A 25,740-nucleotide genomic window follows, 5' to 3' on the forward strand; every position below is an offset into this window, starting at 1 on the left:
CTTAGAACGCCTCCAAAGACCATGCAAATCCTCCTCGAAGACCCCGCCAAGGCCGCGCTGGCGCAAGCGCTGGCCAGCCAGCTTGACCAGACCGACTATCCCCAGTTCGCCCTGGTGTTTACGCCCGAGCGGCTGGAGCTACGCAAGCTGGACGAGCCCAAGCTGGGGGCCGTCTACGTGGACTTCGTGGAAGGGGCGGTGGCCCATCGCCGCAAGTTTGGCGGCGGACGGGGCCAGTCCATCGCCAAGGCGGTCGGGCTCAAAGCCGGGGCGACTCCGACCGTGGTGGATGCCACCGCCGGGCTGGGTCGCGACGCCTTCGTGCTGGCTTCCCTCGGCTGCAAGGTGACCCTGATCGAGCGCAGTCCCGTGGTGGCGGCCCTGCTGCAGGATGGTTTGATGCGGGCGGCGCAGGATCCCGAGATAGGCCCCTGGGTCAGCGAGCGGATGCGCCTGCTGCAAGGGCCGGCGGTGGACAACCTGCTGGCGTTGACCGAGCGGCCCGAGGTCGTCTATCTCGATCCCATGTTCCCCCACAAGCAGAAGTCGGCGCTGGTGAAGAAAGAGATGCGAGTGTTCCAGTCGCTGGTGGGGCCGGATCTCGATGCGGATGCCCTGTTGCCGGCGGCCCTCAAGATGGCGGACAAGCGGGTGGTGGTGAAGCGCCCCAGCTACGCGGGCTGGCTCAATGAGCACAAACCCAGCATGGCCATCGAGACCAAGAGCAACCGCTTCGATGTCTATGTCATGGCTGCGCTGGCGGCGAGTTAACTGCCGGCCTGAGTCGCGGATGCAAAAAAGGAGGGCCAACGTTATGTTGGCCCTCCTTTTTGTACTGGATTCAATTGGTTGGCGAGAAGCGGATCAGCTTATCTTCCCCTTGCCAGTTCAGGTGCAGGGTTGTCAACTCCGCCAGACTGAGCCGCTCGCCACTGTGCAGCAGCAGATACTCGACCCCCTCGCTGGCTTCGATGGTGCGGATCTTGTCATCCCACTGGCGGCCATCGCGGTTAGTGATAGTCACCGGCAGTTGCCAGCTGGCGGCAATTTCGAGCCAGTCGTAGAGATCGCAGCTGATGGGTTGGTAATCCGGCATGATCGGCTCCCAAGCGAGCAAGTTTCTGGATCAGGCTTCCAGCAAGCGGGTGGGCCAGCCCATCTTTTGCTGGCGTTCCACTTCGAGCCGCAATTCGCTGGCGCGCAGGTAGTGCTCGTCCAGCCATCCCTTGGGCAGGGTCAGGGTCAGCGCCTCTTCATCGGCCTGCAGGGTGAAGCTGGGGACCGTGCCCTGGGTGCGACGCATGCAGAGGATCAGCGAGATGCGCAGAATGCGGGCCAGGCGGATCGCCTGACGACCGGTGACGGCGCCCTGCTTCTCCAGGGTTTCCAGCTTTAATTCGTCCCGCTGGTTGAACAGCAGGGCCGACAACAGCTTCTTTTGCGCAGGGGTAAAGCCCGGCATGTCGATGTTGTCGATGATGTAGGCGGCGTGTTGCGGCGCTTTCTTGTACTCGATGCACAGGCCAATCTCGTGCAGCAAGGCCGCATAACGCAGGATGGGGCGACCGTAACGTTTCGAGAGTCGCCAGGCCGGTTGCAGCTGGGTGAAGGCCTCGATGGCGGTGTCGCGCACTCGCTCGGCATGCTCCTTGTCCAGCTGATAACGGCTGATCAGGCTGTCGGCGGTTCGATCCCGGGCATCACAGTCGTGATTGTTGCCGAGCAGACCGTAGATCAGCCCTTCACGCAGGGCGCCGCCCGCCAGGGTCATGCTCTCTATATTCAGGGTTTCGAAGATGGCGATCAGGATGGCGAGGCCGGAGGGAAACACGGTCAGCCGCTCGGCCGCCAGCCCTTCCAACTGCAGCCGATCCAGCCTGCCACAGGCGATGGCCTGACCCATCAGCTCCTGCAGTTTCGGCAGTGTGACCCGCTCGCTCTTCCCTTGCGCCAGCATGATCTCCTGCAGCGCCTGCACCGTGCCGGAGGCGCCGACGCAGGTGCGCCAGCCCAGGGTGCGGTAATCTTCCGCCACCTTCTCCAGCACCGCCTTGGCGGCCGCGATAGCCTGCCCGAAGCGGGCTTCACTCAGCTCGCCATCACCGAAGTGGTTGTTGAGCCAGGTGACGCAGCCCATGTGCAGGCTGTTGAGCAGTTTCGCTTCGCTGTGCTCGCCGATCACCAGTTCTGTGCTGGCGCCGCCGATGTCGATCACCAGCCGGTTGCCTTCCCCGGCAGAGGTCCAGGAGACCCCCTCGTAGATGGTCTTGGCCTCTTCCTCGCCAGAGATGATCTCTATGCTGTGGTTGAGCACCCGTTCCGCTTCGCTGAGGAACTCGTCGACGTTGGTGGCAAGGCGCAGTGTGGCGGTGCCCACCACCCGGATATTGTCGGCCGGAATGTCCTGCAACTGCTCGGAGAACAGGCGCAGGCAGTCCCAGCCCCGCTCCATGGCGGCACGGCTGAGACGAAATTCCGGATCGAGCCCGGCGGCGAGGCGAACCTTGCGCTTGACCTTGGTGACGGTGCGCAACGCACCGGCGACCTCGCGCACCACCAGCATATGAAAGCTGTTGGAGCCGAGGTCGATGGCGGCATAGAGCGGCGAGTTGTACAACTGGGCCTGTCCTTCAGCTCTTGCGCGGCGGACGACGACGGTTGTTGCTGTTGCCACCGCCCTGGCGATCCCGCATGTTGCGGTTCACCGGCTGACGGTTGCGAACGACCCGCTTCGGTGCGGTCACGTCATCCAGCAGCGCCTCGCGGTCATATTTGCTGACCGGGATCGGGTGGTGGATGTACTCCTCGATGGCCGGCAGGTTGAAGGCATAGTCTTCACAGGCCAGGCTGATGGAGTGACCGCTCTTGCCGGCACGACCGGTACGACCGATACGGTGTACATAGTCTTCGGCGTCATCGGGCAGGTCGTAGTTGAAGACGTGGGTCACGTCCGGGATGTGCAGACCACGGGCGGCCACGTCGGTGGCGACCAGGATGTCCAGCGTCCCCTTGGTGAAGTCTTCCAAGATCTTCATCCGCTTCTTCTGCGGCACGTCACCGGTCAGCAGACCGACTCGGTGGCCGTCATTCTCCAGCCACGCATGCACGTCTTCACAGACATGCTTGGTGTTGGCGAAGACGATGGCCTTTTCCGGCCACTCTTCTTCCATCAGGGAGAGCAACAGCAGCATCTTGTCTTCATTGGAGGGGTAGAACAGCTCCTCCTTGATGCGCACGCCCGTCATCTGTTCAGGCTCCACCTGCACGTGTTCCGGGTGGTTCATGTGCTCGTAGGCCAGCTCCTGCACCCGCAGGGAGAGGGTGGCGGAGAACAGCATGCTCAGACGCTCGGTCGGCGCAGGCATGCGGCGGAACAGGAAACGGATGTCCTTGATGAAGCCCAGATCGAACATGCGATCCGCTTCATCCAGCACCACGACCTGAATGTTGCTCAGATCGATGACCTTGGACTTGAAGTAGTCGATGATGCGGCCCGTGGTACCGATCAGGATGTCGACGCCCTGCTCCAGCACGGCCAGCTGCTTGTCGTAACCTTCGCCGCCGTAAGCGAGGCCAAGCTTGAGGCCGGTAGAGGCGGCTATGCTGTCGGCATCGTTGTAGATCTGTACTGCCAGTTCCCGGGTGGGCGCCATTATGATGGCTCTGGGTTGGTTAACCAGACGGGGATTGGTCAGCGGGTGGGTCAGCAAATAATTGAATGTCGCGGCCAGGAAGGCAATGGTCTTGCCGGTTCCTGTCTGGGCCTGACCGGCGAGGTCATGACCTTCTACCAGCAGTGGCAGAGACAGTGCCTGGATGGGCGTGCAATAGTGAAATCCCTTTGATTCCAGACCAGCCAGAACTTCGGGTTCGAGGCCCATTTGGGCGAATTTTTCGGTCGTTAAGTGTGTTTTGCTCATGGCGGTAGGTTATCAGGTTAGGCTTGCAATAATAAACAGGATCATTTCAAATAGGGCAACTATTGCCTTTGTTGATACGTCAATAAAGCCTTAATTACTGACTGGAGTTGGAGATGAGTGACAAGATTGTTCAGCTGAGCGATGCCAGCTTCGAGGCAGATGTAATCAAAGCCGATGGCGCCGTTCTGGTCGACTTCTGGGCCGAATGGTGTGGTCCGTGCAAGATGATTGCCCCGATCCTGAACGAAGTCGCCCAAGAGTATGCCGGTCGTGTGACAGTGGCGAAATTGAACATCGACCATAACGCCGACACTCCGCCCAAGTATGGCATTCGCGGTATTCCGACCCTCTTGCTGTTCAAGAATGGCGAAGTGGCAGCGACCAAGGTCGGTGCCCTGTCCAAGACTCAGCTGAAAGAGTTTCTGGACGGTAACCTGTAATAATCAAAAAGGAGCGCATTGCAATAATGCGCTCCTTGTGTTTTATCACCTAGACGCTCATCCCGATTGGTGCTAGTTTATCGTTCGTTTGCTAACCTTTTTGCCTGACTCTTTGCTTAACAACAGCCCGGCAAATCAAATCCGATCAGCACCAATCCAGCAGACTGTCTCCTCATTTCAATCCTTGCTTACAGACTTTCACCACTATGAATCTGACTGAATTAAAGAACACTCCTGTGTCCGAGCTGGTCAAGCTTGGCGAATCCATGGGGTTGGAAAATCTGGCTCGGGCGCACAAGAAAGATATTATTTTCGCGATCCTCAAGGCGCATGCCAAGGGTGGTGAGGATATCTTTGGCGACGGTGTGCTGGAAATCCTGACCGATGGTTTTGGCTTCCTGCGTAGTGCAGATGGCTCCTATCTGGCTGGTCCGGACGATATCTACGTCTCCCCGAGCCAAATTCGCCGCTTCAACCTGCGTACCGGCGATACCGTTTCCGGCAAAATCCGACCACCGAAAGAGGGCGAACGTTATTTCGCGCTGCTCAAGGTCAACGAGGTCAACTATGACCGTCCGGAAAACGTCCGCAACAAGATCCTGTTTGAAAACCTGACGCCGCTGCATGCCAACGAACGTCTGCGCATGGAACGGGGTAACGGTTCTACCGAAGATATCACTGCCCGTGTACTGGATTTGGCATCCCCCATCGGTAAAGGCCAGCGTGGCCTGATCGTGGCACCGCCCAAGGCCGGTAAGACAATGCTGCTGCAGAACATTGCCCAGAGCATCGCCTACAACCACCCGGACTGTGAACTGATTGTCCTGCTGATCGACGAGCGTCCGGAAGAAGTGACCGAGATGCAGCGCATGGTGAAGGGTGAAGTGATCGCTTCTACCTTTGACGAGCCGGCATCCCGCCACGTTCAGGTTGCCGATATGGTGATCGAAAAGGCCAAGCGTCTGGTCGAACACAAGAAGGACGTGGTCATCCTGCTGGACTCCATCACCCGTCTGGCTCGCGCCTACAACACCGTCATCCCGTCATCGGGCAAGGTACTGACCGGTGGTGTGGATGCCAACGCCCTGCACCGTCCCAAGCGCTTCTTCGGTGCTGCGCGTAATGTGGAAGAGGGCGGCAGCCTGACCATCATCGCGACCGCGCTGGTGGATACCGGATCCAAAATGGACGAGGTTATCTACGAAGAGTTCAAGGGTACCGGTAACATGGAACTGCACCTCTCGCGCAAGATTGCCGAGAAGCGTATCTACCCGGCCATCGACATCACCCGTTCTGGCACCCGTAAGGAAGAGTTGCTGACTACCGGTGACGAGCTGCAGAAGATGTGGATCCTGCGCAAGATCATTCACCCCATGGGTGAGATTGACAGCATAGAGTTCCTGATCGACAAGTTGGCTGCCACCAAGACCAACGACGAATTCTTTGACTCCATGCGGCGTCAACAGAAGTAATCCAGTCGGACAATGACGAAACCGCGGCTCAGGTCGCGGTTTTTGTTTATCTATTTTCCGGTCGCTTGAGTAGTATGAAACCTCGATGTCACAAGGACAGGGACGTCATGAAGCTGGTACACCTGATATGGCTCGGTTGGCTGATGGGCATGCCGGTGCATGCTGCCCCCTCGGTGGCCAAGTCCGAGCTGATCGCCGACGAAGGGCTGCAGGGCCATCTCGACTATCTGGGCAGCCGTCTGCAGCAGGGGCAGTTTGCCGCCATGGATTCGCTGCTGGACTCGCTGGCCGTGGGCCAGCGGGAATACCTGCTGTGCCAGCTGCTGGCCACCCTGGATGCCAGCTCCAGAGCGAGTTCCCCCGAACTGCTGGCCTGGGTGCGTGCCCAGTCGGTCAAGGCGCCCCGCTGGCTGGTGGAGAAGGAGGTGGACGGTTTTCTGATCCAGCAGCCCGCCTATGATTTTGCCGCCGCAGCGCGGCTGGTACTGAGCCGCTGGCAGCAACAGGCCTGGCAGGACAACTACCGCCAGTTGCTGGAGCAGAACAGCTTCGAATTCAAACAGATCTACAACAGCCGCAACCCGGACTTGGCCCAGCAGCAGCAGGCGTTGCTGGCGGTATTCGAGCGGCAGCCGCTCTTTGTCTTGCAGCGCGAGGCGCGCAAGCTGGCCGCCATGAGCATCTTCCTGCCCGACAACCAGCTGCTGCGACAGCTGCTCGAGCGCACCGGCGACAGCGCCCTCTATCAGAAGTTGTGGCACCAGCCGGTGGATCACGACAGCGTTGCCGCCCTTCGGAGCGTGGCCCGTTTCCACCAGGGGCAGGCGGCGAGCGACCTGCTGATCGCCGCCAGCCGCAACGGCCGCCTGAAACTGCCCGCATTGCAACAACTCAGCCAGCTCTCACCCCTGCCCGACACGGCGCAGCAGTTCCTGCTGGCCGAGCTCGGCAATCGTCAGTACAGCGGTCAGGTGGCCAGTCTGCTGTTGCAGATGGATGAACCCAGGCTGCTGGCCCAGCTCGCCGATCGGCTCACCCGGCAGGAAAAGCGCCATGCAAGTCCTGTGATGCTGCCCGATACGGGTACACCCGTCGCCCCGCCAGGGTTATAATGCGGCATCGCCTGACCACAGGGTACCTGCATGAAATACAAGGATTTGCGTGATTTTATCGCGCAGCTGGAACAAAACGGACAACTCAAGCGCATCACCCGCGAGATAGATCCCTATCTGGAAATGACGGAGATCAGCGATCGCACCCTGCGTGCGGGTGGTCCGGCCCTGCTGTTCGAAAATCCCAAAGGTTACCGCATGCCGGTGCTGACCAACCTGTTCGGCACTCCGGATCGGGTCGCCATGGGCATGGGCCAGCCCAACGTCGGTGCCCTGCGCCAGGTCGGGGTCTGGCTCTCCTATCTGAAGGAGCCCGAGCCGCCGCGCGGCCTCAAGGAGCTGATGGAGAAGCTGCCCATCTTCAAGCAGGTGCTCAACATGCCGACCAAGCGGCTCTCCTCCGCCCCTTGCCAGCAGGTGGTGCTGGAAGGAGAGGCGGTCGATCTGGACCAGATCCCGATCCAGCACTGCTGGCCCGGCGATGTGGCACCGCTGGTCACCTGGGGCCTCACCATCACCCGTGGCCCCTACAAGAAACGGCAGAACCTCGGTATCTACCGCCAGCAGAAGATCGGCAAGAACAAGCTGATCATGCGCTGGCTGGATCACCGCGGTGGCGCCATCGATTTTCGCGAGTGGCAGGAAGCCCATCCGGGCGAGCGTTTCCCCGTGGTGGTGGCGCTGGGCGCCGATCCTGCGACCATACTCGGCGCTGTGACGCCTGTGCCTGACTCCCTCTCCGAATATGCCTTCGCCGGCCTGCTGCGGGGCAGCCGAACCGAGGTGGTGAAGGCGCTGAGCTGTGAGCTGGAGGTGCCCGCCAGCGCCGAAATCGTGCTGGAAGGCTATCTGGAGCCGGGTGAACTGGCGCCAGAAGGGCCTTATGGGGATCATACCGGCTACTACAACGAGGTGGACGAGTTCCCGGTCTTCACCATCACCCACATGACCATGCGTCGCGATGCCATCTACCACAGCACCTACACAGGTCGGCCGCCCGATGAGCCGGCGGTGCTCGGGGTGGCATTGAACGAGGTGTTCGTGCCGCTGCTGCAGAAGCAGTTCCCCGAGATAGTGGATTTCTACCTGCCGCCGGAGGGCTGCTCCTACCGGATGGCGGTGGTGACCATCAAGAAGCGTTACCCAGGCCATGCCAAGCGGGTGATGCTGGGGGTCTGGTCCTTCCTGCGCCAGTTCATGTACACCAAGTTCGTGATCGTCTGCGATGACGACATCAACGCCCGCGACTGGAAGGACGTGATCTGGGCCATCACCACCCGGATGGACCCGGCCCGGGATACCACCCTGATCGAACACACCCCGATCGACTATCTGGACTTCGCCTCGCCCGTCTCCGGCCTTGGCTCCAAGATGGGGCTGGATGCCACCAACAAGTGGCCGGGGGAGACCAACCGCGAGTGGGGACAACCCATAGTCCAGGACGAGGCGGTGAAGCAGAAGGTGGATGCCATCTGGGATGAGCTGGCTATTCTCGGCTAGGCTGGCTGGGATTTATATCACTCGGGCCGGGTCGAACATGCCCGGCCAGCCAGAGGAACCCTGGTGCCACCGCCGTTCTGGTGCAAAAGGTTGATGATCTCCGGGCGGAATTGGGTATGCTCGGGGAACCTGACCAGCTGCACTGGTCGTCAGTCCACAGTGAATCAATGAGCGAAAGCGGGCCGAGCGAGCCCGTCACAAGGATAAGAATGCAACGTATCAAGTGCCGCGTAGAGGAACTGCGCGAATATGTCGACACCATCTGGCACGTGGCCCTGACGCCGCAGCAAGGGGTCAGCTTCAAGCCGGGCCAGTATCTGCTGGTGGTGATGAGCGATTCGGACAAGCGCCCCTTCTCCATCGCCAACTCACCGACACGCCCCGGCGTGCTGGAGCTGCAGATCGGTGCCACCCCCGAGAACGCTTATGCCGGTCAGGTGCTGGCCCGCATGCGCGAGCAGGGCGAGATAGAGATCGAACTGGCGGCAGGCAAGGCCTTCCTGCGGGAAGAGTCGCCCCGTCCGTTGATCCTGATGGCGGGGGGCACAGGTTTTTCCTATGCCCGCTCCATCCTGGAGTTCCTGATCGATACCGGCAGCAAGCGCCCGGTGTTCTTCTACTGGGGCGTGCGCCAGGCGCACTGGCTCTACGAGCTGGAGCAGATGCAGCAGTGGGCGCGTGACTATGCACCGCTGACCTTCATCCCCGTGGTGCAGGAGCCGGAAAGCGACTGGACCGGCAAGACGGGTCTGGTGCACAAGGCCATCATGGATGACTTCGTCAGTCTGCATGACTACGACATCTATGTGGCAGGCCGTTTCGAGATGGCCGGCGCGGCACGGGAGGAGTTCAAGATCCTCGGTGCCGAGCCTGAGCGCATCTTCGGCGACGCCTACGAGTTCATCTGAGCGCTAGCCGAGGACGATTCACCAGTCTCTTCGGCGAGCCAGAAACAACAAACCCCAGCCTTGCTGGGGTTTGTTTTATGCGCCGTGCGAGCCGGCTGTGCCAGCGTGTGTTATTCGCCTTTGGCGCCGAGCTGCTGTTCCAGCTGTGTCAGCTTGGCCTCGAGGGCGGTCAGCTTCTCGCGGGTGCGCAGCAGCACCTTGGTCTGCACGTCAAACTCCTCGCGACTGACCAGATCCAGCTTGTTCAGCTGGGACTGCAGCACCTGACGGATCTTCTTCTCCACCTCTTCACCCATGCTGCGAATGCCGGGCGGCAGGGAGTTGTGCACCTGTTTGGCGATCTCTTCCAGTTTCTTCGGGTCGATCATGTGGTTCTCCTTAAGCAATGGCGACATTCTACCGACAATTCAGCCGCTTTGCCGAGATCGGGGTGGCTTTTTGCCATCAGGAGCAGGGGGCGTCGCTGGTCGGGTCTGGTATCCGGAATGAAGCTGTTAACCTATCGAGTCCCGTTTCTATTCCAATTCCTTGATGTTGTACACAAAAAAAGCAGATCAGATGACCGACCAGACGCTTAACAATTGTTGCGTTGCTGTTAAGATGGTTCGGTCGGGTTTTCACCCTACCCCGTCAGCACATCATGGATAACAACTAAAAAGAGATAAGGATATGAAAAAGAAGCTAATTTATGCCGCAGTTGTCAGTGCCCTGTTGGCTGGCTGTGGTGGCAGTGACGATAACAAAGGCGACACCTCAAGCTATCTCGACTATCTGTTGACCGGTTCCAACGCAGTGCGCCCCAGCGCCCTGGCGGCCCGGGCCAGCGATGGAACCCTGAAATTCTCCACCGAGACCGCGGATCTCTCCAACCCCGTCTCCGCCATGTCGACCCTGGATGGCTGGTCCACGACCCAGGCTATCCAGATCGTGCCCGTCACCTCGTCCGGCATCACGGTTCAGGCACCGACGGCGGCCGAGTTTGGCGCCTCGGTGGCACCGCTCTACCTGCTGGAACTGACCTTCGACAGTACTGCGCTGCGCCCGAGCGGCGTGAAGAAGGTGCTGACCTACGGCGTGGACTTTGTGGTCGCCGCCTCGGCCGGCAAGCTGAACCTGGTTCCGCTCAAGCCGTTGAACCCTTCCTCCTACTACATGATAGTGGCCACAGACTCGCTGAAAGACAGTCGCGGCGATGCCCTCAAGGCAGGCAGTGACTACGGCAACTACAAGAACAACGCCGGCAGCAATGCCCAGGAGCAGACCATCAACGGTCTGATCGCGCTGCAAGAAGGGCTGTTCAAGGCCGCGACCGGTATCGCCACGGATCATGTGATCTTCTCCGACTGGTTCGGCACCCAATCCGGCGCCGATGTGCTGGTGGCGGTGAAGGGCGCGGCCGCGTCCGTGCTCAAGGCCGACCCCGTTACCCTGGATGCCGCCAAGCTTTGGAAGCAGGATGCCCTGGGCAACACCAGCCTGCCCGGCACCTATACCCTGGCCGTGACCGGCAACAATGCCTTCCTGACCCAGCTGGATGCCGAGCAGTTCCTGCCGCAGGAGCAGAAAGACGCGATCGCCACCGCCTTCGGCCCCGGTGCTCCGCTCAACCCGATTGCTCAAGCGACCAAGGTCTATACCGGTACCGTCAAGCTGCCTTACTTCCTCTCCTCACCGGCGACCGCAGGTTCCTGGAGCAAGGCCAAGACCCAGTCCTGGCACGGTGCCATCCCCAGCCTGTACGCCATCGCCAATGCGCTGAAAGCGTCTGACAGCGAAGTGATCGCCGGGTTGGTGGGGGCGGGCGTGGATCCGGCCCTGCTGGCGACGCTGATTGCCGATCCGACCCGCCAGAGCGAGCTGCTGGCCGAGGCGAGCAAGCTGATTGGGGTGACCCTCACCTCCGGCGGCAAGCCGCTGGACGCCGAGCAGAACATTGGCCGCTTCAACCCGCTGCCGATGCTGGAAGAGGTGCAATCCGTGCCGATGCGTGTCTTCGCCAAGGATGCCCTCAACACCATCACGGATGTCATCATCTATCAGCACGGCGTGACCTCGGTGAAAGAGAACGCCTACGCGCTGGCGCTGGGCCAGATCTATGCCGGCATGCAGGCGGGCAAGAAGGTGGCGCTGGTGGTGATCGATCATCCGTTGCACGGCGAGCGTGGTTTCGCCCTGAGTGGCAGCATGGATACTGTGACCACCTCCGACAACCCGACGCCGTACCTGAACCTGAGCTATCTGACAGTGGCGCGGGACAACCTGAAACAGAGCGTCGCGGATCTGCTGGGCCTGCGTCTGGCGGTTGGCCTGGCCAACGCCAAGGGCGCCATCGGGACGGCCGGCAGCCTCAAGGTGCACTTCCTGGGTCACTCGCTGGGTGCCATCTCGGGTACCAACTTGCTGGCGGTCGCCAACCAGACCATAGGCAACGCGCAGGCTGATGCCCTGTTCAAGTTCGACACCGGTGGCCTGGCCATGCCGGGTGGCGGCATAGCGCCGCTGCTGCTGAACTCGCCGACCTTCGGCCCGACCATCAAGATGGGCGTGCTGACCAGCGGCAGTGCCGAGCTGAAGGCCGGCTTCACCGCCTATGCTCCCAACTGCAAGACGGCGGTGCCGACCTGCTTCGTCAACGAGTTCCTGCCGAGCCTGGACGCGGCCACTCAGGCAACCGCAGCCAGCACGCTGCAGAGCTACAGCTTTGCGGCCCAGTCGGTGCTGGATTCGGCTGATCCGATCAACCTCGGCCGTGGCATCAAGGCGGACTTCCCGCTGTTTGCCACCGAGATCGTCGGTGACGGTGCTCTGAGCCTGTCGGATCAGGTGATCCCGAACAGCATAGCGTCCGCCCCGCTGGGTGGTACCGAGCCGCTGTTCAAGGTGCTGGCGCTGCAACCCCTGACCGCCACAGGCGCGGCCAGCCACAACGCGGCTCGCTTCGTGGCCGGTGGTCACAGCTCGCTGCTGGCACCGGACGAGAACTTCGACCCGAGCGGCGATGTCACCACAGAGATGCAGTCCCAGTTCGGCAGCTTCTTCATGAGTGGCGGTACCGCGGTCCAGGTGACCAATGGTGGCCTGCTCAAGCAGTAAGCCAGTCGGCCAATAAAAACGCCGCCCCTCGGGGCGGCGTTTTCGTTTCTGCGACTGGGCAGGGCCAACCGTCAGGCTGGCTGGTGGTTTCTGTCCAGCCAGCCTTGCAGCAGGCCGACCAGCAGAACCACCAGGTGGGCCATGTTGGTGGTGATGCGGCTGCCGAGTGGGTCGAAGAAAACCCAATGACAGCAAGGGGTCAAGCCGGTTGGTGGTTGCGATCCAGCCAGCCTTGCAGCAGGCCGACCAGCAGACCCACCAGATGGGCCATGTTGGCCGTGCTGGTGCCGAGCAGGTCGAAGAAACCGAGCACCAGCCAGAACAACATGAAGCCCATCAGCGCCGGTGGCAGGGTGAGGCCGCAGGCCGGTTGCAGCTTGCTGCGCAGCCAGCAGTAGCCGAGCAGGGCATAGACAACGCCGGAGAGGCCGCCAAACAGCGGGCCGCTGACGAAGAACTCGGCGATGTTGGGCAGGGCAGCTCCCACCAGCAGCAGGATCAGCAGCTTGCCGCCGCCGAGGCGCTGCTCTATCTGGCCCCCCAGATACCACCACCACAGCAGGTTGAACACCAGGTGCAGCACCGAGAAGTGGATAAAGGCCGGGGTGAAATAACGCCATGCCTGCCAGTCGGTGAACTGGGCCAGGGTCGGGTGGAACGCCAGCTCGTCAAAGATCGGCAGGCCTATGGCATTCAGCGCATAGATGGCCAGACAGGCGATGATCACCACCAGAGTCAGCGGCCCCGCCTGATGGAGGAAGTCGGTGATGGGATCCGTCATCCCCTTGCTGTAGTCGATACGGGCATCCGCCCGACCCGACTGCCAGGAGGCTTCCATGTAGCGCGGGTGAGTCGGCTCTGCCAGGAAGCGTTTCACCTCCAGCTGGGCCTGGGCGAGGCGCTGCTCGTCCGCCAGCCAGACCGAGACGCCGAGCTCGGACTGTGTCAGCTCGCACGAGATGCCGAGAGTGGCGAGGTAGTCCACCAGCGCCTGGGCCATGCGGGCGTCGCCCAGCACCAGCAGCTGGATCATGCCGGTTGAGGAGGACTTGCCCGCCCCTGTCATGCGTCGCCTGCCTGGACGGGGAATTCTTTGCGCCACGCCTCGAAGCCGCCATCCAGGCTGTAAACCTGGTCATAGCCCTGTTGCAGCAGGTACTGGGCCGCGCCCTGGCTGCTGTTGCCGTGATAGCAGATCACTATCACCGGGGTATCGAAATCCACCTCGTCCATAAAGCGCACCAGGGTACCGTTGGTGAGGTGGAAGGCGCCGACTGCGTGGGCTGCCTCGAAGGACTGCGGATCGCGAATATCCACGAGGCGGGCTTCACCGGCAGCGATCTTCTGGTGGGCATCATGGGCGCTGATATGGGCAAACTGGTCCATTAACATGTCCTGTGAATAGGTAATTGTGGGCCAGTTTACCGCAAGCCTGCGCCTGTGCTAAGCCCGCAATGTGTCGGCTCGTCCCGCCGGGGGAGATCGCAATTTTCTTCAATATCGGCGCCAGGCTCATGGGTAGGGTGAAGGCCCAACACCTTCAACGAGTACCATCCATGGAAATGAGTCTGCTGTTATCCATGGCCGGGTTTGCCCTGGCCATGTCCATCTCTCCCGGCCCGGTCAATCTGGTCGCCCTCAGTGCGGGGGCGCAATATGGTTTTCGCGCCAGCCTGCGCCATGTGGTGGGGGCCACCCTGGGTTTCATCCTGCTATTGCTGCTGATGGGGCTGGGCCTGGGGGCCACCTTGTCACACTGGCCAGTGGCGCTCAGCGGCATCCGCTGGGGAGGCATCCTCTTTCTCTGCTATCTGGCCTGGCTGCTGATGACGGACAAGGGAGAACTGAAGTGTGAGGGTGAAACGCCACCCGCCTTTTTATACGGCGCCCTGATGCAGTGGCTCAATCCCAAGGCCTGGCTGGCGGCCAGCATGGGAATGGGGGCCTATGGGACCGTGGGCAATGTGGGTCAGACGATATGGTTCATCAGCCTCTATCTGGTGATCTGCCTTGCTTCGATCGCCTGCTGGGCCTATGTCGGCAGTTGTCTGCAGGAAGCCCTGCTCGCGCCTCGCCGTCTGCGCTGGTTCAACCGCGGAATGGCGATGCTGCTGTTGCTCAGCGTTGGCTATCTTGTGCTGGAGCGCTGAGGGAGGGACTGGTACTGGCCCGGGGTCGCGGCGACCAGCCGCTTGAACTGGCGCTGGAAATGGGCCTGATCGGAGAAGCCCGTCGCCAGCGCCACCTCGACCAGGGGGTGCCCCTGAACGAGCAGGGCACGGGCATGGCGAATGCGCTGGTTGAGCAGGTAGGCGTGGGGGGTCATGCCGTAATGGTGGTTGAATACTCGCACCAGGTGAGATGGGGTCAGCCCGGCGACTGTGCTCAGGTACTGCAAGGTGAGGGGGCTGGCGTACTCGTCCTGCATCAGCTCGGCGGCGCGCCTCAGATGCAGGGGCGGACGCGCGTCCCATCTGGCGGGGGTGAGCCTGGCCAGCAGCTGATGGCTGAACAGATGGCAGGCCACCTCCTTGGCGAGGCGATCCTGGCGGTCATCCTGCAGGGTGCGATAGAGGTGTTGCAAGCGGGCATACAGCAGGGGATCCCGGCTGGCCGTCATGTCGAAGGGGCGAAAATGGGCCCCCAGTCCGGCCTCCTCCTGCTGGCTGCGCAGCCAGTCGGTATCGAGGTAGAACATCAGATAGGACCAGGGCTGGTCTGCGATGGGGTTGCAGGCATGCACCTCTTCTGGGTTCATCAGCACCAGGGAGCCCGAGCTGACCTCCTGTCTGCTGCGCTGGTTGAGGTAGTGGCTGTGGCCGCCGGTGATGGCGCCGATGGAGAAGTGGGCATGGCTGTGCTTGTCGTAACAGACGCGGCGGCCATCCTGTACCGCCCGCGCCTCTATGAAGGGCAGGGCCGGATCGCGCCAGAACAGGTGGCGATCCCGCTCGGCACCGGCCCTGCTCATGGGTTAACCACCCAGGTAGGCCTGCCGTACTGCGGGGTTGGCCAGCAGGGCGGCCCCCGTGTCTTGCAGCACCACATGGCCGTTCTCCAGCACATAACCCCGATCGGCCAGCTTGAGCGCCTGGTTGGCGTTCTGCTCCACCAGGAAGATGGTCATCCCCTTCTGGCGCAGCTGCTCTATGGTATCGAAGATCTGCTGGATGACGATGGGGGCCAGCCCCAGCGAGGGTTCATCCAGCAGCAGCAGGCGCGGCTTGCTCATCAGGGCGCGGCCTATGGCCAGCATCTGCTGCTCGCCGCCGGACATGGTGCCGGCGCGCTGCTGCAGCCGCTCGTGCAGGCGCGGGAACAGGGTGAATACCTGATCCAGCAGGGCCGGTTGCTCGGTCTTGTCGACGAAGAAGGCGCCCATCAACAGGTTCTCCTCCACCGTCAGGCGGGCGAAGATGCGGCGTCCCTCCGGCACCACGGCGATATCCTTGCGCATGATGCGGGCCGTGGTGAGGGAGCTTATCTGCTCTCCCTCGAACCAGATGCTGCCGCTGCTGGGCTTGGGCTCGCCGCACAGGGTCATCAGCAAGGTGGTCTTGCCGGCGCCGTTGGCACCTATCAGGGTGACGATTTCCCCCTCTTTCACTTCGACGCTGACGTCGTGCAGCGCCTGAATTTTGCCGTAGTGGGTCGATACGTTGCGAAGTTCTAACATCTTTTGTGTTCCTTACGACTCGCCCAGATAGGCCTTGATCACGGCCGGATTGTTGCGGATCTCATCCGGCTTGCCGTGGGCCAGCGGGGTGCCCTGATTGACCACGAAGATGCGGTTGGAGATGCCCATCACCAGCTTCATGTCGTGTTCGATCAGCAGCACAGAGACGCCAAATTCGTCCCGCAGGCTGATGATCAGTTCGTTCAGCTCATCCGTCTCGTGCGGGTTGAGGCCGGCGGCCGGCTCGTCCAGCATCAGCAGATCGGGCCGGGTCGCCATGCAGCGGGCGATCTCGAGCCGGCGTTGCTGGCCATAGGCCAGGTTGCCGGCGGCACGATTGGAGAGATCCTTGAGGCCCACCTTCTCCAGCCAGAAGGCGGCGTGTTCCAGCCCCTCCTGCTCGGCACGGCGAAAGGCCGGGGTCTTGAACAGGCCGGCGATGAAACTGGTGTTGAGGTGGCGATGCTGGGCCACCAGCAGGTTCTCCACTGCCGTCATGTCCTTGAACAGCCGCACGTGCTGGAAGGTGCGCACTATCCCCTTGCGGGCGATGAGGTGGCCGGGTAGCCCCTGGATCTCCTCACCCTTGTAGCGAATGATGCCGCCGCTCGGGCGATAGAAGCCGGTCAGGCAGTTGAAGACGGTCGTCTTGCCCGCGCCGTTGGGGCCTATGATGGAGATCACCTCCCCCTTGTCCACGTCCAGTTTGACGCCGTTGACCGCCAACAAACCGCCGAAGCGCATCGATAAATCAGAGACTTCTAACAACATCTGATTGCTCATTTTTGTAGCTCCAGGTGAGGTCTGGTCATCGGCAGCAGTCCCTGTGGCCGCCAGATCATCATGAACACCATCAGCAGACCGAACATCAGCATGCGGTACTCGTTGAATTCACGGGCCAGCTCGGGCAGTACCGTCATCACTATGGCGGCCAGCACCACCCCGATCTGGGAGCCCATGCCCCCCAGCACCACAATCGCAAGGACGATGGCCGACTCGATGAAGACGAAGGACTCCGGGCTGATGAAGCCCTGGCGCGAGGCGAAGAAGCTGCCGGCGAAGCCAGCGAAGCAGGCGCCTATGGTGAAGGCGGTCAGCTTGATGATGGTGGGGTTGAGCCCCAGCGACTTGCAGGCGATCTCGTCCTCCCGCAGGGCTTCCCAGGCGCGGCCCAGTGGCATGCGCAGCAAGCGGTTGATGACGAACAGGGTGGCCACCACCAGCACCAGCGCCATCAGGTAGAGGAAGATCACCTTGTGGTTGGCGTTGTAGGCGATGCCGAAGAAGTCGTGGAAGGTGCCAAAGCCCCCATCCTTGACGGTGCGGTTGAACTCCAGGCCGCCGAGCGTCGGCTTGGGAATGCCGGAGATGCCATTCGGGCCGCCGGTGAGGCTGGTCATGTTGTTGAGCAGGATGCGAATGATCTCGCCAAAGCCCAGGGTGACGATGGCCAGGTAGTCCCCGCGCAGCCGCAACACAGGAAAGCCGAGCAGGAAGCCGAAGGTGGCCGCCATCAGGCCTGCGATGGGCAGGCACTCCCAGAAACTCAGGCCGAAATAGGTGTTGAGCAGGGCATAGCTGTAGGCGCCGACCGCATAGAAGCCGACATAGCCCAGATCCAGCAGACCGGCCAGGCCCACTACCACGTTCAGCCCCAGCCCCAGCATGATGTAGATCAGGGTGAGGGTGGCGAGATCGATGGCGCCTCGTGAGGCCATGAAGGGCCAGCTGACCGCAAACAGCAGCACCAGCACGGCGGTGAGGTTATAGAGCTTGGGTGCCTCTTCCGGGCTGGGCAGCACCAGCTTGGTGAAGCCGATGGAGAAGCCGCTGATGGAGCCTTTGAACCGCCGGCTGATCTGGCCGCGCAACATCTGGAACCAGAACACCAGAGCGGCACCGCCCACCAGCCAGGCCAGTGACACGTCGAGGCGGCTGACTACCAGCAGACGGGTACCGTCGGTCTCGAGTTTGAAGCCGAGCAGCCAGAAGGAGAGCACCAGCAATACCAGGCTGGCGATACAGGCGTGAATGAATTGGTGTTTCATCAGACTTTCTCCACTTCCGGGCGGCCGAGAATGCCGGTGGGCATAAACAGCAAGACGCCGATCAGCAGGGCGAAGGCCATCACATCCTTGTACTCGGTGCTGAGATAGCCGGCGGTGAGTGCTTCCACCACCCCCAGCAGCAGGCCGCCGAGCACGGCGCCGGGTATGCTGCCGATGCCGCCCAATACCGCTGCTGTAAACGCCTTCAGACCGGCCATAAAGCCGAGATAGGGGTTGATGACGCCGTAATACATGCCGAGCAGCACGCCCGCGACGGCGGCCAGGGTGGCCCCCAGCACGAAGGTGATGGAGATGACCACGTGGGTGTCTATCCCCAGCAGGTTGGCCATCTTGATGTCTTCCGAACAGGCGCGGCAGGCACGGCCCATACGGGAGCGGCCGATGAACTGGGTCAGCGCCAGCATGGTGATGAAGGTCACCACGAAGATGATGAGCTGCATGTAGGAGAGGCTGGCCTGGAAGCCGTCCTCTGCGCCCAGGGTCCAGCCCCCGGAGATCAGGGTGGGCATGGCGATATCGCGTGAGCCCTGTGCCATTCGCATCATGTTCTGCAAGAAGATCGACATGCCGATGGCGGAGATGAGGGGGATGAGGCGGTTGCCGCCCCGCAGCGGGCGATAGGCGACCCGCTCTATGGTCCAGCCATAGGTTCCGGTGATGATGATGCTGACCAGGAAGGCGCCTCCCAGCAGCAGGAAGGTGCTGTCGATGCCCATCATGGCGAGCCCGGCCATCACCATAAAGGCGACATAGGAGCCGATCATGTAAACCTCGCCGTGAGCGAAGTTGATCATGCCGATGATGCCATAGACCATGGTGTAGCCAATGGCGATCAACGCATAGGTGCTGCCTATGGTTAACCCGTTCAGCAGCTGCTGAACCAGGTAAAGGAGGTGTTCGGACATACTGCGATCCCTGTACTTGCCCGCAAAGAAAGGAGGGGTGACTCATGTCACCCCGACCGGCAGATTATTTGACTTGAGTGGAGGTACCGTCGGCGTGCCACTGGAACACACCGAATTCAAAGCCTTTCAGGTCACCACTCGGCGCCCAGCTCAGGGTGCCCATGACGGTATCGATCGGCGTGGCCTTGATGGCGGCAGCGACCGCAGCCGGGTCATCCTCACCCGCCTTGGCGATACCGGCAGCCAGGGTTTGCACCGCCGCATAGGTGGTCCAGACAAAGGGACCGGAGGAGTCCTGACCCTTGGCCTTGAACGCCGCCACCAGCGGGGCGTTGGTCGGCACCAGATCGTACTTGTTCGGCAGGGTCACCAGCAGACCTTCGGAAGCCGGGCCACCGATGGCGGAGATGTCCTTGTTGCCTACCCCTTCCGGACCCATGAACTTGGCCTTCAGGCCCTTCTCGCCAGCCTGACGCAGGATCAGACCCAGCTCGGGGTGGTAGCCGCCGTAGTAGACGAAGTCGACGTTCTCTTTCTGCAGCTTGGCGATCAGGGCAGAGAAGTCCTTGTCACCGGCTGTGATGCCTTCGAACGCCACCACTTTCACGCCGGCCTTGTCCAGAGATGCTTTCACGCTGGTGGCGATGCCTTCACCGTACTGCTTCTTGTCATGGATGACGGCCACGCGCTGGGGCTTGACCTGCTCGATGATGTACTTGGCGGCGGTCGGGCCCTGGTCGCTGTCCAGACCTATGGTACGCAGCACCAGCTGATAGCCGCGCTCGGTGATCTTGGGGTTGGTGGAGGCGGGGGTGATCATCAGCACGCCTTCATCTTCATAGATGTCGGAGGCGGGCAGGGTGTTGTCGGAGCAGAGGTGGCCGACCACGAACTTGACGCCGTCGTTGATCACCTTGTTGGCGACTGCCACGGCCTGCTTGGGATCGCAGGCATCGTCATAGATGACGGCTTCGATCTGCTTGCCGGCGATACCGCCAGCCTTGTTGATCTGCTCGACTGCCATCTTGCCGCCGGTGAACTGCATGTCACCGTACTGGGCGACCGGGCCTGTGACCGGGCCGGCGATGCCGATCTTGATGGTGTCAGCCGCGTTGGCGATGGATATCGATCCAAACAGAGCCAAAGAAACCGCTGCGCTTACTGTGATTTTGCTCAACTTATGCATTGATTCGTCCCTTAATCAGTGGATTGTTTCATTTTCCGTGTGCCATTCCGGGCCGGGATCCCGCCAGTCCGGTAATAGGTATGGTTCTATCATTCCTCGCTGGGCAATAACAAGCTGTTAAAGATACTAACCAGAGAGGGTGGGATAGTGCTTTTTTGAAATAAATGGCTAATTTTAAATACTATGATAGATGTTAATACTGATTTGTTTAGTTAACATCTTCACAACAAGGTGTGCTGGTGACAAATGGCAGATGAAAAAACTGACGATATTTCACCCTGACACTGCTCCCATTTTGACCAAAATCCGTTTGCGCAAATAGAAATGAGCGCCTAGATTAGCCAGCATTGACAATTCATTGGCAGTGCCTGTTAAAACCAAGCCTTTATTCGGGAAATCTGCTAATGTTCCGCTTTTGATCTTCAGGAGACAGAGATGGCCACTATCAAGGATGTCGCTTCCCGTGCAGGCGTATCCATCTCCACCGTCTCACATGTACTCAATCACACCCGTCGGGTCAGCGAAGATGCAACCCAAAAAGTGCTTGAGGCGGTGGCAGAACTCAACTACGCGCCCAACTCGGTAGCGCGCAGCCTCAAGATAAACTCAACCAAAACCATAGGCATGCTGGTCACCACCAGTGCCAACCCCTTCTTCGCGGAAGTGGTGCAGGGGGTGGAGGCGTACTGTTTCGAACAGGGTTACAGCCTGATCCTGTGCAACACCGAAAACCAGCCGCCCCGCCAGCAGCATTACCTGAGAATGCTGATGGAGAAGCGGGTTGACGGCCTGCTGGTGCTGGGAACCGACATCGACACCCCGCTGCGCGACATGCTGCGCATCCACAAGAATGTGCCGCAGGTGGTGCTGGATTGGGGCACAGAGTGCGATTTCGCCAACGTGATCAATGACAACGCCCGCATAGGCGCGCGTCTGGCCGTGCGCCATCTGCTGGAGCAGGGTCACACAGACATCGTCTGCATCACCGGCCAGATCTCCAAGCCGACCACCCAGCAGCGACTTGACGGGGTGCGCGATGCCCTGGGCGAGCAGGGTCTGACCCTGAAGGACGAGCAGATCTTCGAAGGGGATTACGAGAGCCAGAGTGGTTTTGATGCCATGCAGCGCATCCTGGCCCTCACGCCTCGCCCGACGGCTGTGTTTGCCTTCGATGATCCCATGGCGATCGGCGCCATCTGCGCCGCTTGGGAAGCCGGGGTCAAGGTGCCGGACGATATCTCCATGATCGGCTATGACGACGTGGAAATGGCGCGCTTCTCCAGCCCGCCGCTCACCACCATTCGCCACCCCAAGGCCGAGCTTGGCCTGCTGGCGGTGAAGCACCTGGTGAGCCGGATCCGCAACAAGGCGCTGGAAGTCGAGTCCATGACGGTACAGCCTGAGCTGATCGTTCGCCGCTCGGTCAAATCCCTGCGCTGACCGCCACGCTGTATTGCACGGCGATAGTCGGCACCACGAAAAACCCCCTCGTCACCGAGGGGGTTTTTGTTTGCGGGCGATTTATTGCAGCGGCGGCCAGTAATCCTTGTTGGCGGCCACCAGGTCATCCAGGATGGCCTTGGCCACCGAGGCGCTCGGCACCGTCTTGGACAGGGTGATCGCCTGCCACAGCTTCTGGTAGGAGCGTTCGACCCAGGCTTCCACCACCAGCTTCTCGACCGCCACCTGCTGGCCCATCAGGCCCTGCTGGAACAGGGGGATATTGCCGACCTGCAAGGGCTCGGGCCCGCTGCTGCCCACCAGGCAGGGGATCTCGACCATGGCCTCGGGGTCGAAGTTGCTGATGGCGCCCCGGTTCGGGACTATCAGCAGCATCCGCTCCTGGGTGTTGAAGGCGATGGCGGTGGCCAGATCCACTATATAGGAGGCGTGCTCGTCTATCTCCAGCTCGCCCGCCTCCGAATGACCCGCCTTGACGATGGCACGGCAGGCGCTGAATACCTGCTTCTCACGGTGCTCCATCACCTCGTTGGCGCGGGTATGTTCAGGGTTGGTATGGGCCACCACATAGTCAGGGTAGAGGTAGTACTTCAGGTAGGTGTTGGGCAGAGTATCCGGATCGAGCGCCCACACATCCCTGGCCTTGGCGAAGGTATCGTTCCAGCTTGCCTCGGCATGGCTGGCACTGTTGGGCACATAGCCGTGGCGGGCGACGTGCTCCTTGATCGTCGGCATCAGGTCGTTGCCTGCCAGATCCTCGATGCGGGTCCACCAGCCGAAGTGGTTGAGGCCGTAGTAGCGCACCCGCATCTCTTTACGGGATTTCAGGCCGGCGATCTGGGCCATGCGCCCTTCGATCCCGATCGGCATGTCACAAATGTTCAGGATCTTGGCATTGGGGCGCAGACGACGGGTTGCTTCCGCCACTATGGCGGCCGGGTTGGAGTAGTTCAGCATCCAGGCGTTGGGGGAGTACTGCTCCATGTAATCGACCAGCTCCAGCACGCCACCGATGGAGCGCATGCCGTAGGCGATGCCGCCTGGGCCGCAGGTCTCCTGACCGACCACGCCGTGACGCAGGGGGATCTTCTCATCCTGTTCGCGCATCGGGTATTTGCCGACCCGGATGTGGGCCATGACGAAATCCACCTCGCTAAATGCGGCCTTGGGATCGGTACCGTAGCTGAAGGCAATCTCGGGTGCTTTCTCCTTGAGCAGGATCCGGCATGCCTCGGCGATGACTTCCTGGCGGGCACCATCGTTGTCGTAGAATTTGATCTCCTTGAGCGGGAAACGATGCTGGTTCTCCAGCAGCATGAGGACGATACCAGGAGTAAAAGTGCTGCCACCACCGGCGATGACTACAGAGAATTTTTTCATGTTTATGACTCCGTTACGAAAGAAGAGGGTTGAGTGGGGTTGTTCATTATCGATTCCATATTTTCACGTACCTGAGGCACATGCAGACCTATGATTATTTGAATGCTGTCGCCATGACGGACTACTCCATGGGCGCCCAGTTGTTTAAAAATGTCATCTGCCGCAGCCTGGCTGGCATGTATCAGCGATATTCTTAATCGGGTAGCGCAATTATTCAGGCTTCTTATGTTCTTGCTGCCGCCGAGTGCTTCGATAATTTGAGTCGCAATATCACCACCCCGCTGTTGTTTGGCTGCCTGATAATCTGCTTTTGAATAAAGCTTTATTTCGCTGTCTTCCCGTCCCGGGGTTTTTAAATTGAATCTCAGAATGAGGCTTCTGAATATCAGGAACCAGAGTCCGGTGAACGCCAGGCCTATGGCTATCTGGGTAAACATCATGCCGGCATGGTTGTGGAACATGGGGATCCAGTTCTGCGGCAGGAACTGGTCGAGCAGGCCGCCGCCCATGTTGCCGACGACACCGAACAGGTACATGACGGTGGCCATGGTGGCAGCCAGCAGGGCATGGATGGCAAACAGCAGTGGCGAGATGAAGAGGAAGGTGAACTCCAGCGGCTCTGTGATGCCCACCAGCATGGCGGTCAGGGTCGCCGGGATCAGCAGACCGGCCACCTTGGCCTTGTTTTCACGGGCGGCAGTGGCGTAGATGGCCAGGGCAATCCCCATGGCACCGAAGATCTTGGAGTTGCCGTGCAGGGCGAAGCCACCCTGGGGGAACAGTTCGATGAGCGGACGCGTGCTCTGGCTGAACTCCTGCAGATGCTGGGCCCAGTAGAGTTGGATGCCGCCTTCTACCGCGGCCGGGCCGAAGATGAAGGGGCCATAGATGAAGTGATGCAGGCCGGTCGGGATCAGGATGCGCTCGAGGAAGGTGTAGACCCAGACACCGAGCGGGCCCGAGATCAGCATGAACTCCTGCAGGGAAGAGATACCCATCTGTACCTTGGGCCACCCCAGCAGGGTCAGCCAGGCACAGGGGATCATGACGAAGAAGGCGATGATGGTAACAAACGAGCTGCCCTGAAAGATGCCGAGAAAGACGGGAAGCTGTCGATCAAACAGGCGGTTGTGCAGGGCAGTGACGATACCCGAGATGACGATGGCCCCTATGATGCTGGTATCCAGCGTCTTGATCCCCGCTACCATGGCCAGGCCGCTTTCGCCGCCGACCGCCTGATTGAAATCGACCCCGAAATAGTCGCCCCAGGTCATCCCCATGGCATTGATGAAATAATTCCAGGTCATGAAGCTGACCAATACGGAGAGACAGGCTCGTGCCTGCGCCTTATTTGCCAGCCCAATCGGCAAACCAATGGCAAATATTAGCGGCATGTTTCTGAATACGGTCCAGCCACCTTCTTCAATAATATGGACTATTTGAAAAAACAAACCTTGCGGGTTTGCCAGCGCCTCTCCCACAAACATGGGATTTTTCAGCATGATTGCAATGCCCACTACCATACCTGCAAATGGAAACAGTAGTACAGGAGTAAACATTGCTCCGCCAAAGCGTTGAATTTGACTGAGCATATATTGTCCCTTTATTAAAAGAGTTTTTGATGGGGTGTTGTCTGTGTTGCTGAATTGAACCTAACAACAATGGGTCAAGCCCTCATGAAATATGTGGTGGTTATGTGATCCGGCGCATGCTCTTATTTAGACAAAGAGATCTAAATTTTGAGATATTGTTGTACATCTTGTTTTTGTGACGTTCTTGTCGGTTTATTTGAATTTAAAATTGTTTATTTTCAATTGGTTGAGCCTGGAGCTCCTGAATGAGGGGGCCGTAGGTACAGGCCGGGAGAGGTCTAGCAGTGATCTATAAATCGGTGGCAGATCGGCTGCGTATCCGGGTCAATGGCGCGGATTGCCGGGTGGGAGACGTATTGCCGAGCGAGAAGATGCTGGCGAGCCAGTTCGGCGTGTCACGCATGACGGTGCGCAAGGCAGTGGACATGCTGATCGAATGGGGGCTGGTGGCGCGGCGCCACGGCAGCGGCACCTATGTGACCAAGAAGGATGTCCAGCATGAGACCAAGGGGCTGAGCGGCTTTACCGAGCTGATGCGCGATCAGGGCCGGGAGCTCACCAGCCAGGTGCTGGAGTTTCGTACCATGCCGGCCCCACCGGCGATTGCCAGCCAGCTCAGGGTCAAGGTTAACGAGCCCGTCTACTACTCCAGCCGGGTGCGTTCTGTGGACGGTCGGGCCCTGCTGGTGGAGGAAAGCTACATGCCGGTGCGGCTGTTTCGCACCCTGTCGGTGGCCCATCTGGAGGGCTCCAAGTTTGCCTATATCGAGAACGAGTGCCAGCTCCCCATCGCCGGCAACTACGAGAGCTTCAGCGCCGTGCTGGCCGACCGGCAGATGGCCGAGCTGCTGCATATCGAGCAGGGGGCGCCCATCCTGCGGCTGACCTCCCTCTCTTATGGCGAGAACGGGGAATTTCTCAACTACTCCATCATGTTTCGCAACGCCAACGACTATCACGTCGACTACCACCTGCGCCGTGCCCGCGACTGAGTCCGCCGCCGATGGATCATGCTGCGGCCCCGGT

The 25,740-nt window shown here is 60.5% G+C and carries 24 protein-coding genes; 10 read left to right on the forward strand and 14 right to left on the reverse strand.

The annotated features are described in order from the left end of the window. Positions 1–21: 21 nt before the first annotated feature. Positions 22–771 (forward strand): class I SAM-dependent methyltransferase, encoded by a 750-nt coding sequence (locus BN1128_RS07525; RefSeq protein WP_042867368.1) that lies wholly within the window; start codon positions 22–24, stop codon positions 769–771. A 70-nt stretch (positions 772–841) separates the two neighbouring features. Here BN1128_RS07525 and BN1128_RS07530 read toward each other — a convergent pair whose 3' ends face one another. The 3 genes from BN1128_RS07530 to rhlB are packed head-to-tail and all read right to left on the reverse strand — an operon-like array spanning position 842 to position 3,920. Further along, positions 842–1,096 carry a Rho-binding antiterminator gene (locus BN1128_RS07530; RefSeq protein ID WP_042867369.1) on the reverse strand — a complete coding sequence of 85 codons (255 nt, stop codon included), beginning with the start codon at positions 1,094–1,096 and terminating at the stop codon, positions 842–844. A gap of 30 nt (positions 1,097–1,126) precedes the next feature. Beyond that, a complete protein-coding gene (gene gppA / locus BN1128_RS07535; RefSeq protein WP_042867370.1) occupies positions 1,127–2,617 on the reverse strand; it encodes a guanosine-5'-triphosphate,3'-diphosphate diphosphatase in 1,491 nt (496 codons plus the stop codon). Between the two features lie 13 nt (positions 2,618–2,630). Further along, positions 2,631–3,920, reverse strand: coding sequence for an ATP-dependent RNA helicase RhlB (gene rhlB / locus BN1128_RS07540; RefSeq protein WP_042867371.1), 1,290 nt, complete (start codon positions 3,918–3,920; stop codon positions 2,631–2,633). A 113-nt stretch (positions 3,921–4,033) separates the two neighbouring features. Between rhlB and trxA the strand changes: the two genes are divergently transcribed. The 5 genes from trxA (at position 4,034) to fre (ending at position 9,352) form a co-directional block, all read left to right on the forward strand. Beyond that, a complete protein-coding gene (gene trxA, locus BN1128_RS07545) occupies positions 4,034–4,360 on the forward strand; it encodes a thioredoxin TrxA (RefSeq protein ID WP_005307306.1) in 327 nt (108 codons plus the stop codon). A gap of 206 nt (positions 4,361–4,566) precedes the next feature. After that, positions 4,567–5,832, forward strand: coding sequence for a transcription termination factor Rho (gene rho, locus BN1128_RS07550; RefSeq protein ID WP_005320670.1), 1,266 nt, complete (start codon positions 4,567–4,569; stop codon positions 5,830–5,832). A 107-nt stretch (positions 5,833–5,939) separates the two neighbouring features. Continuing rightward, positions 5,940–6,944, forward strand: coding sequence for a hypothetical protein (locus BN1128_RS07555; protein ID WP_042867372.1), 1,005 nt, complete (start codon positions 5,940–5,942; stop codon positions 6,942–6,944). A gap of 30 nt (positions 6,945–6,974) precedes the next feature. Further along, the gene (gene ubiD / locus BN1128_RS07560; RefSeq protein ID WP_042867373.1) at positions 6,975–8,444 is read left to right on the forward strand and encodes a 4-hydroxy-3-polyprenylbenzoate decarboxylase; all 1,470 of its coding nucleotides are present in this window, start codon (positions 6,975–6,977) and stop codon (positions 8,442–8,444) included. A gap of 209 nt (positions 8,445–8,653) precedes the next feature. Further along, positions 8,654–9,352 (forward strand): NAD(P)H-flavin reductase, encoded by a 699-nt coding sequence (fre, locus tag BN1128_RS07565; RefSeq protein WP_042867375.1) that lies wholly within the window; start codon positions 8,654–8,656, stop codon positions 9,350–9,352. A 110-nt stretch (positions 9,353–9,462) separates the two neighbouring features. Here the strand turns inward: fre and ubiK are convergent, their stop codons facing one another. Beyond that, positions 9,463–9,720, reverse strand: coding sequence for a ubiquinone biosynthesis accessory factor UbiK (ubiK, locus tag BN1128_RS07570; RefSeq protein ID WP_042867376.1), 258 nt, complete (start codon positions 9,718–9,720; stop codon positions 9,463–9,465). Between the two features lie 301 nt (positions 9,721–10,021). Between ubiK and BN1128_RS07575 the strand changes: the two genes are divergently transcribed. After that, the gene (locus tag BN1128_RS07575; protein ID WP_042867377.1) at positions 10,022–12,445 is read left to right on the forward strand and encodes a VolA/Pla-1 family phospholipase; all 2,424 of its coding nucleotides are present in this window, start codon (positions 10,022–10,024) and stop codon (positions 12,443–12,445) included. Between the two features lie 199 nt (positions 12,446–12,644). Here the strand turns inward: BN1128_RS07575 and glpG are convergent, their stop codons facing one another. After that, positions 12,645–13,478 carry a rhomboid family intramembrane serine protease GlpG gene (gene glpG, locus BN1128_RS07580; protein WP_042867417.1) on the reverse strand — a complete coding sequence of 278 codons (834 nt, stop codon included), beginning with the start codon at positions 13,476–13,478 and terminating at the stop codon, positions 12,645–12,647. 29 nt (positions 13,479–13,507) lie between these two features. After that, positions 13,508–13,831: a thiosulfate sulfurtransferase GlpE gene (gene glpE / locus BN1128_RS07585; RefSeq protein WP_042867378.1), complete on the reverse strand. Its 324-nt coding sequence runs from the start codon at positions 13,829–13,831 to the stop codon at positions 13,508–13,510. A 170-nt stretch (positions 13,832–14,001) separates the two neighbouring features. On the opposite strand from glpE, the gene BN1128_RS07590 reads away from it, so the two are divergent. Next, positions 14,002–14,595, forward strand: a complete 594-nt coding sequence (locus BN1128_RS07590) for a LysE family translocator (RefSeq protein ID WP_156140148.1) — start codon at positions 14,002–14,004, stop codon at positions 14,593–14,595. Here the strand turns inward: BN1128_RS07590 and BN1128_RS07595 are convergent. The 6 genes from BN1128_RS07595 to BN1128_RS07620 all read right to left on the reverse strand — a co-directional run bounded on the left by BN1128_RS07595 (position 14,574) and on the right by BN1128_RS07620 (position 20,281). Next, on the reverse strand, positions 14,574–15,416 hold the full coding sequence (locus tag BN1128_RS07595) for an AraC family transcriptional regulator (protein ID WP_042867379.1): 843 nt from the start codon (positions 15,414–15,416) through the stop codon (positions 14,574–14,576). The genes BN1128_RS07590 and BN1128_RS07595 overlap by 22 nt on opposite strands. A gap of 3 nt (positions 15,417–15,419) precedes the next feature. Next, complete coding sequence (locus BN1128_RS07600) at positions 15,420–16,121, reverse strand: ABC transporter ATP-binding protein (RefSeq protein ID WP_042867380.1); 702 nt, start codon at positions 16,119–16,121, stop codon at positions 15,420–15,422. 12 nt (positions 16,122–16,133) lie between these two features. Next, positions 16,134–16,904 (reverse strand): high-affinity branched-chain amino acid ABC transporter ATP-binding protein LivG, encoded by a 771-nt coding sequence (gene livG / locus BN1128_RS07605; RefSeq protein ID WP_042867381.1) that lies wholly within the window; start codon positions 16,902–16,904, stop codon positions 16,134–16,136. Beyond that, a complete protein-coding gene (locus BN1128_RS07610) occupies positions 16,901–18,169 on the reverse strand; it encodes a high-affinity branched-chain amino acid ABC transporter permease LivM (RefSeq protein WP_042867382.1) in 1,269 nt (422 codons plus the stop codon). The genes livG and BN1128_RS07610 overlap by 4 nt, the downstream gene beginning before the upstream one ends. Beyond that, positions 18,169–19,095, reverse strand: a complete 927-nt coding sequence (livH, locus tag BN1128_RS07615; RefSeq protein WP_042867383.1) for a high-affinity branched-chain amino acid ABC transporter permease LivH — start codon at positions 19,093–19,095, stop codon at positions 18,169–18,171. The genes BN1128_RS07610 and livH overlap by 1 nt, the downstream gene beginning before the upstream one ends. A 64-nt stretch (positions 19,096–19,159) precedes the next feature. Continuing rightward, positions 19,160–20,281 carry a branched-chain amino acid ABC transporter substrate-binding protein gene (locus BN1128_RS07620; protein ID WP_042867384.1) on the reverse strand — a complete coding sequence of 374 codons (1,122 nt, stop codon included), beginning with the start codon at positions 20,279–20,281 and terminating at the stop codon, positions 19,160–19,162. A gap of 435 nt (positions 20,282–20,716) precedes the next feature. On the opposite strand from BN1128_RS07620, the gene BN1128_RS07625 reads away from it, so the two are divergent. Further along, the gene (locus tag BN1128_RS07625) at positions 20,717–21,721 is read left to right on the forward strand and encodes a substrate-binding domain-containing protein (protein ID WP_042867385.1); all 1,005 of its coding nucleotides are present in this window, start codon (positions 20,717–20,719) and stop codon (positions 21,719–21,721) included. Between the two features lie 81 nt (positions 21,722–21,802). On the opposite strand, the gene BN1128_RS07630 is transcribed toward BN1128_RS07625, so the two are convergent. Together BN1128_RS07630 and BN1128_RS07635 are read right to left on the reverse strand one after the other, a co-directional pair. Continuing rightward, on the reverse strand, positions 21,803–23,128 hold the full coding sequence (locus tag BN1128_RS07630) for a 6-phospho-alpha-glucosidase (protein ID WP_209428549.1): 1,326 nt from the start codon (positions 23,126–23,128) through the stop codon (positions 21,803–21,805). After that, a complete protein-coding gene (locus BN1128_RS07635) occupies positions 23,125–24,714 on the reverse strand; it encodes an alpha-glucoside-specific PTS transporter subunit IIBC (RefSeq protein ID WP_042867387.1) in 1,590 nt (529 codons plus the stop codon). Before BN1128_RS07635 ends, BN1128_RS07630 begins: the two co-directional genes overlap by 4 nt. A 284-nt stretch (positions 24,715–24,998) precedes the next feature. Between BN1128_RS07635 and BN1128_RS07640 the strand changes: the two genes are divergently transcribed. Next, positions 24,999–25,706 (forward strand): GntR family transcriptional regulator, encoded by a 708-nt coding sequence (locus BN1128_RS07640; protein WP_042867388.1) that lies wholly within the window; start codon positions 24,999–25,001, stop codon positions 25,704–25,706. The last annotated feature ends 34 nt before the right edge of the window (positions 25,707–25,740 follow it).

Origin of the sequence: Aeromonas piscicola (genome assembly GCF_000820005.1) — a bacterium.
GTDB lineage: Bacteria > Pseudomonadota > Gammaproteobacteria > Enterobacterales > Aeromonadaceae > Aeromonas > Aeromonas piscicola.

What these genes read in the sequence shown, in the direction of transcription:
- BN1128_RS07555 (WP_042867372.1), top strand. Translation starts at nt 5,940, where the DNA reads ATGAAGCTGGTACACCTGATATGGCTCGGTTGGCTGATGGGCATGCCG.
- fre (WP_042867375.1), top strand. Translation starts at nt 8,654, where the DNA reads ATGCAACGTATCAAGTGCCGCGTAGAGGAACTGCGCGAATATGTCGAC.
- ubiD (WP_042867373.1), top strand. Translation starts at nt 6,975, where the DNA reads ATGAAATACAAGGATTTGCGTGATTTTATCGCGCAGCTGGAACAAAAC.
- livH (WP_042867383.1), bottom strand. Translation starts at nt 19,095, where the DNA reads ATGTCCGAACACCTCCTTTACCTGGTTCAGCAGCTGCTGAACGGGTTA.
- ubiK (WP_042867376.1), bottom strand. Translation starts at nt 9,720, where the DNA reads ATGATCGACCCGAAGAAACTGGAAGAGATCGCCAAACAGGTGCACAAC.
- trxA (WP_005307306.1), top strand. Translation starts at nt 4,034, where the DNA reads ATGAGTGACAAGATTGTTCAGCTGAGCGATGCCAGCTTCGAGGCAGAT.
- rho (WP_005320670.1), top strand. Translation starts at nt 4,567, where the DNA reads ATGAATCTGACTGAATTAAAGAACACTCCTGTGTCCGAGCTGGTCAAG.
- BN1128_RS07575 (WP_042867377.1), top strand. Translation starts at nt 10,022, where the DNA reads ATGAAAAAGAAGCTAATTTATGCCGCAGTTGTCAGTGCCCTGTTGGCT.
- BN1128_RS07610 (WP_042867382.1), bottom strand. Translation starts at nt 18,169, where the DNA reads ATGAAACACCAATTCATTCACGCCTGTATCGCCAGCCTGGTATTGCTG.
- BN1128_RS07530 (WP_042867369.1), bottom strand. Translation starts at nt 1,096, where the DNA reads ATGCCGGATTACCAACCCATCAGCTGCGATCTCTACGACTGGCTCGAA.
- glpE (WP_042867378.1), bottom strand. Translation starts at nt 13,831, where the DNA reads ATGGACCAGTTTGCCCATATCAGCGCCCATGATGCCCACCAGAAGATC.
- BN1128_RS07525 (WP_042867368.1), top strand. Translation starts at nt 22, where the DNA reads ATGCAAATCCTCCTCGAAGACCCCGCCAAGGCCGCGCTGGCGCAAGCG.
- BN1128_RS07590 (WP_156140148.1), top strand. Translation starts at nt 14,002, where the DNA reads ATGGAAATGAGTCTGCTGTTATCCATGGCCGGGTTTGCCCTGGCCATG.
- rhlB (WP_042867371.1), bottom strand. Translation starts at nt 3,920, where the DNA reads ATGAGCAAAACACACTTAACGACCGAAAAATTCGCCCAAATGGGCCTC.
- BN1128_RS07620 (WP_042867384.1), bottom strand. Translation starts at nt 20,281, where the DNA reads ATGCATAAGTTGAGCAAAATCACAGTAAGCGCAGCGGTTTCTTTGGCT.
- BN1128_RS07625 (WP_042867385.1), top strand. Translation starts at nt 20,717, where the DNA reads ATGGCCACTATCAAGGATGTCGCTTCCCGTGCAGGCGTATCCATCTCC.
- BN1128_RS07635 (WP_042867387.1), bottom strand. Translation starts at nt 24,714, where the DNA reads ATGCTCAGTCAAATTCAACGCTTTGGCGGAGCAATGTTTACTCCTGTA.
- glpG (WP_042867417.1), bottom strand. Translation starts at nt 13,478, where the DNA reads ATGATCCAGCTGCTGGTGCTGGGCGACGCCCGCATGGCCCAGGCGCTG.
- BN1128_RS07600 (WP_042867380.1), bottom strand. Translation starts at nt 16,121, where the DNA reads ATGTTAGAACTTCGCAACGTATCGACCCACTACGGCAAAATTCAGGCG.
- BN1128_RS07595 (WP_042867379.1), bottom strand. Translation starts at nt 15,416, where the DNA reads ATGAGCAGGGCCGGTGCCGAGCGGGATCGCCACCTGTTCTGGCGCGAT.
- livG (WP_042867381.1), bottom strand. Translation starts at nt 16,904, where the DNA reads ATGAGCAATCAGATGTTGTTAGAAGTCTCTGATTTATCGATGCGCTTC.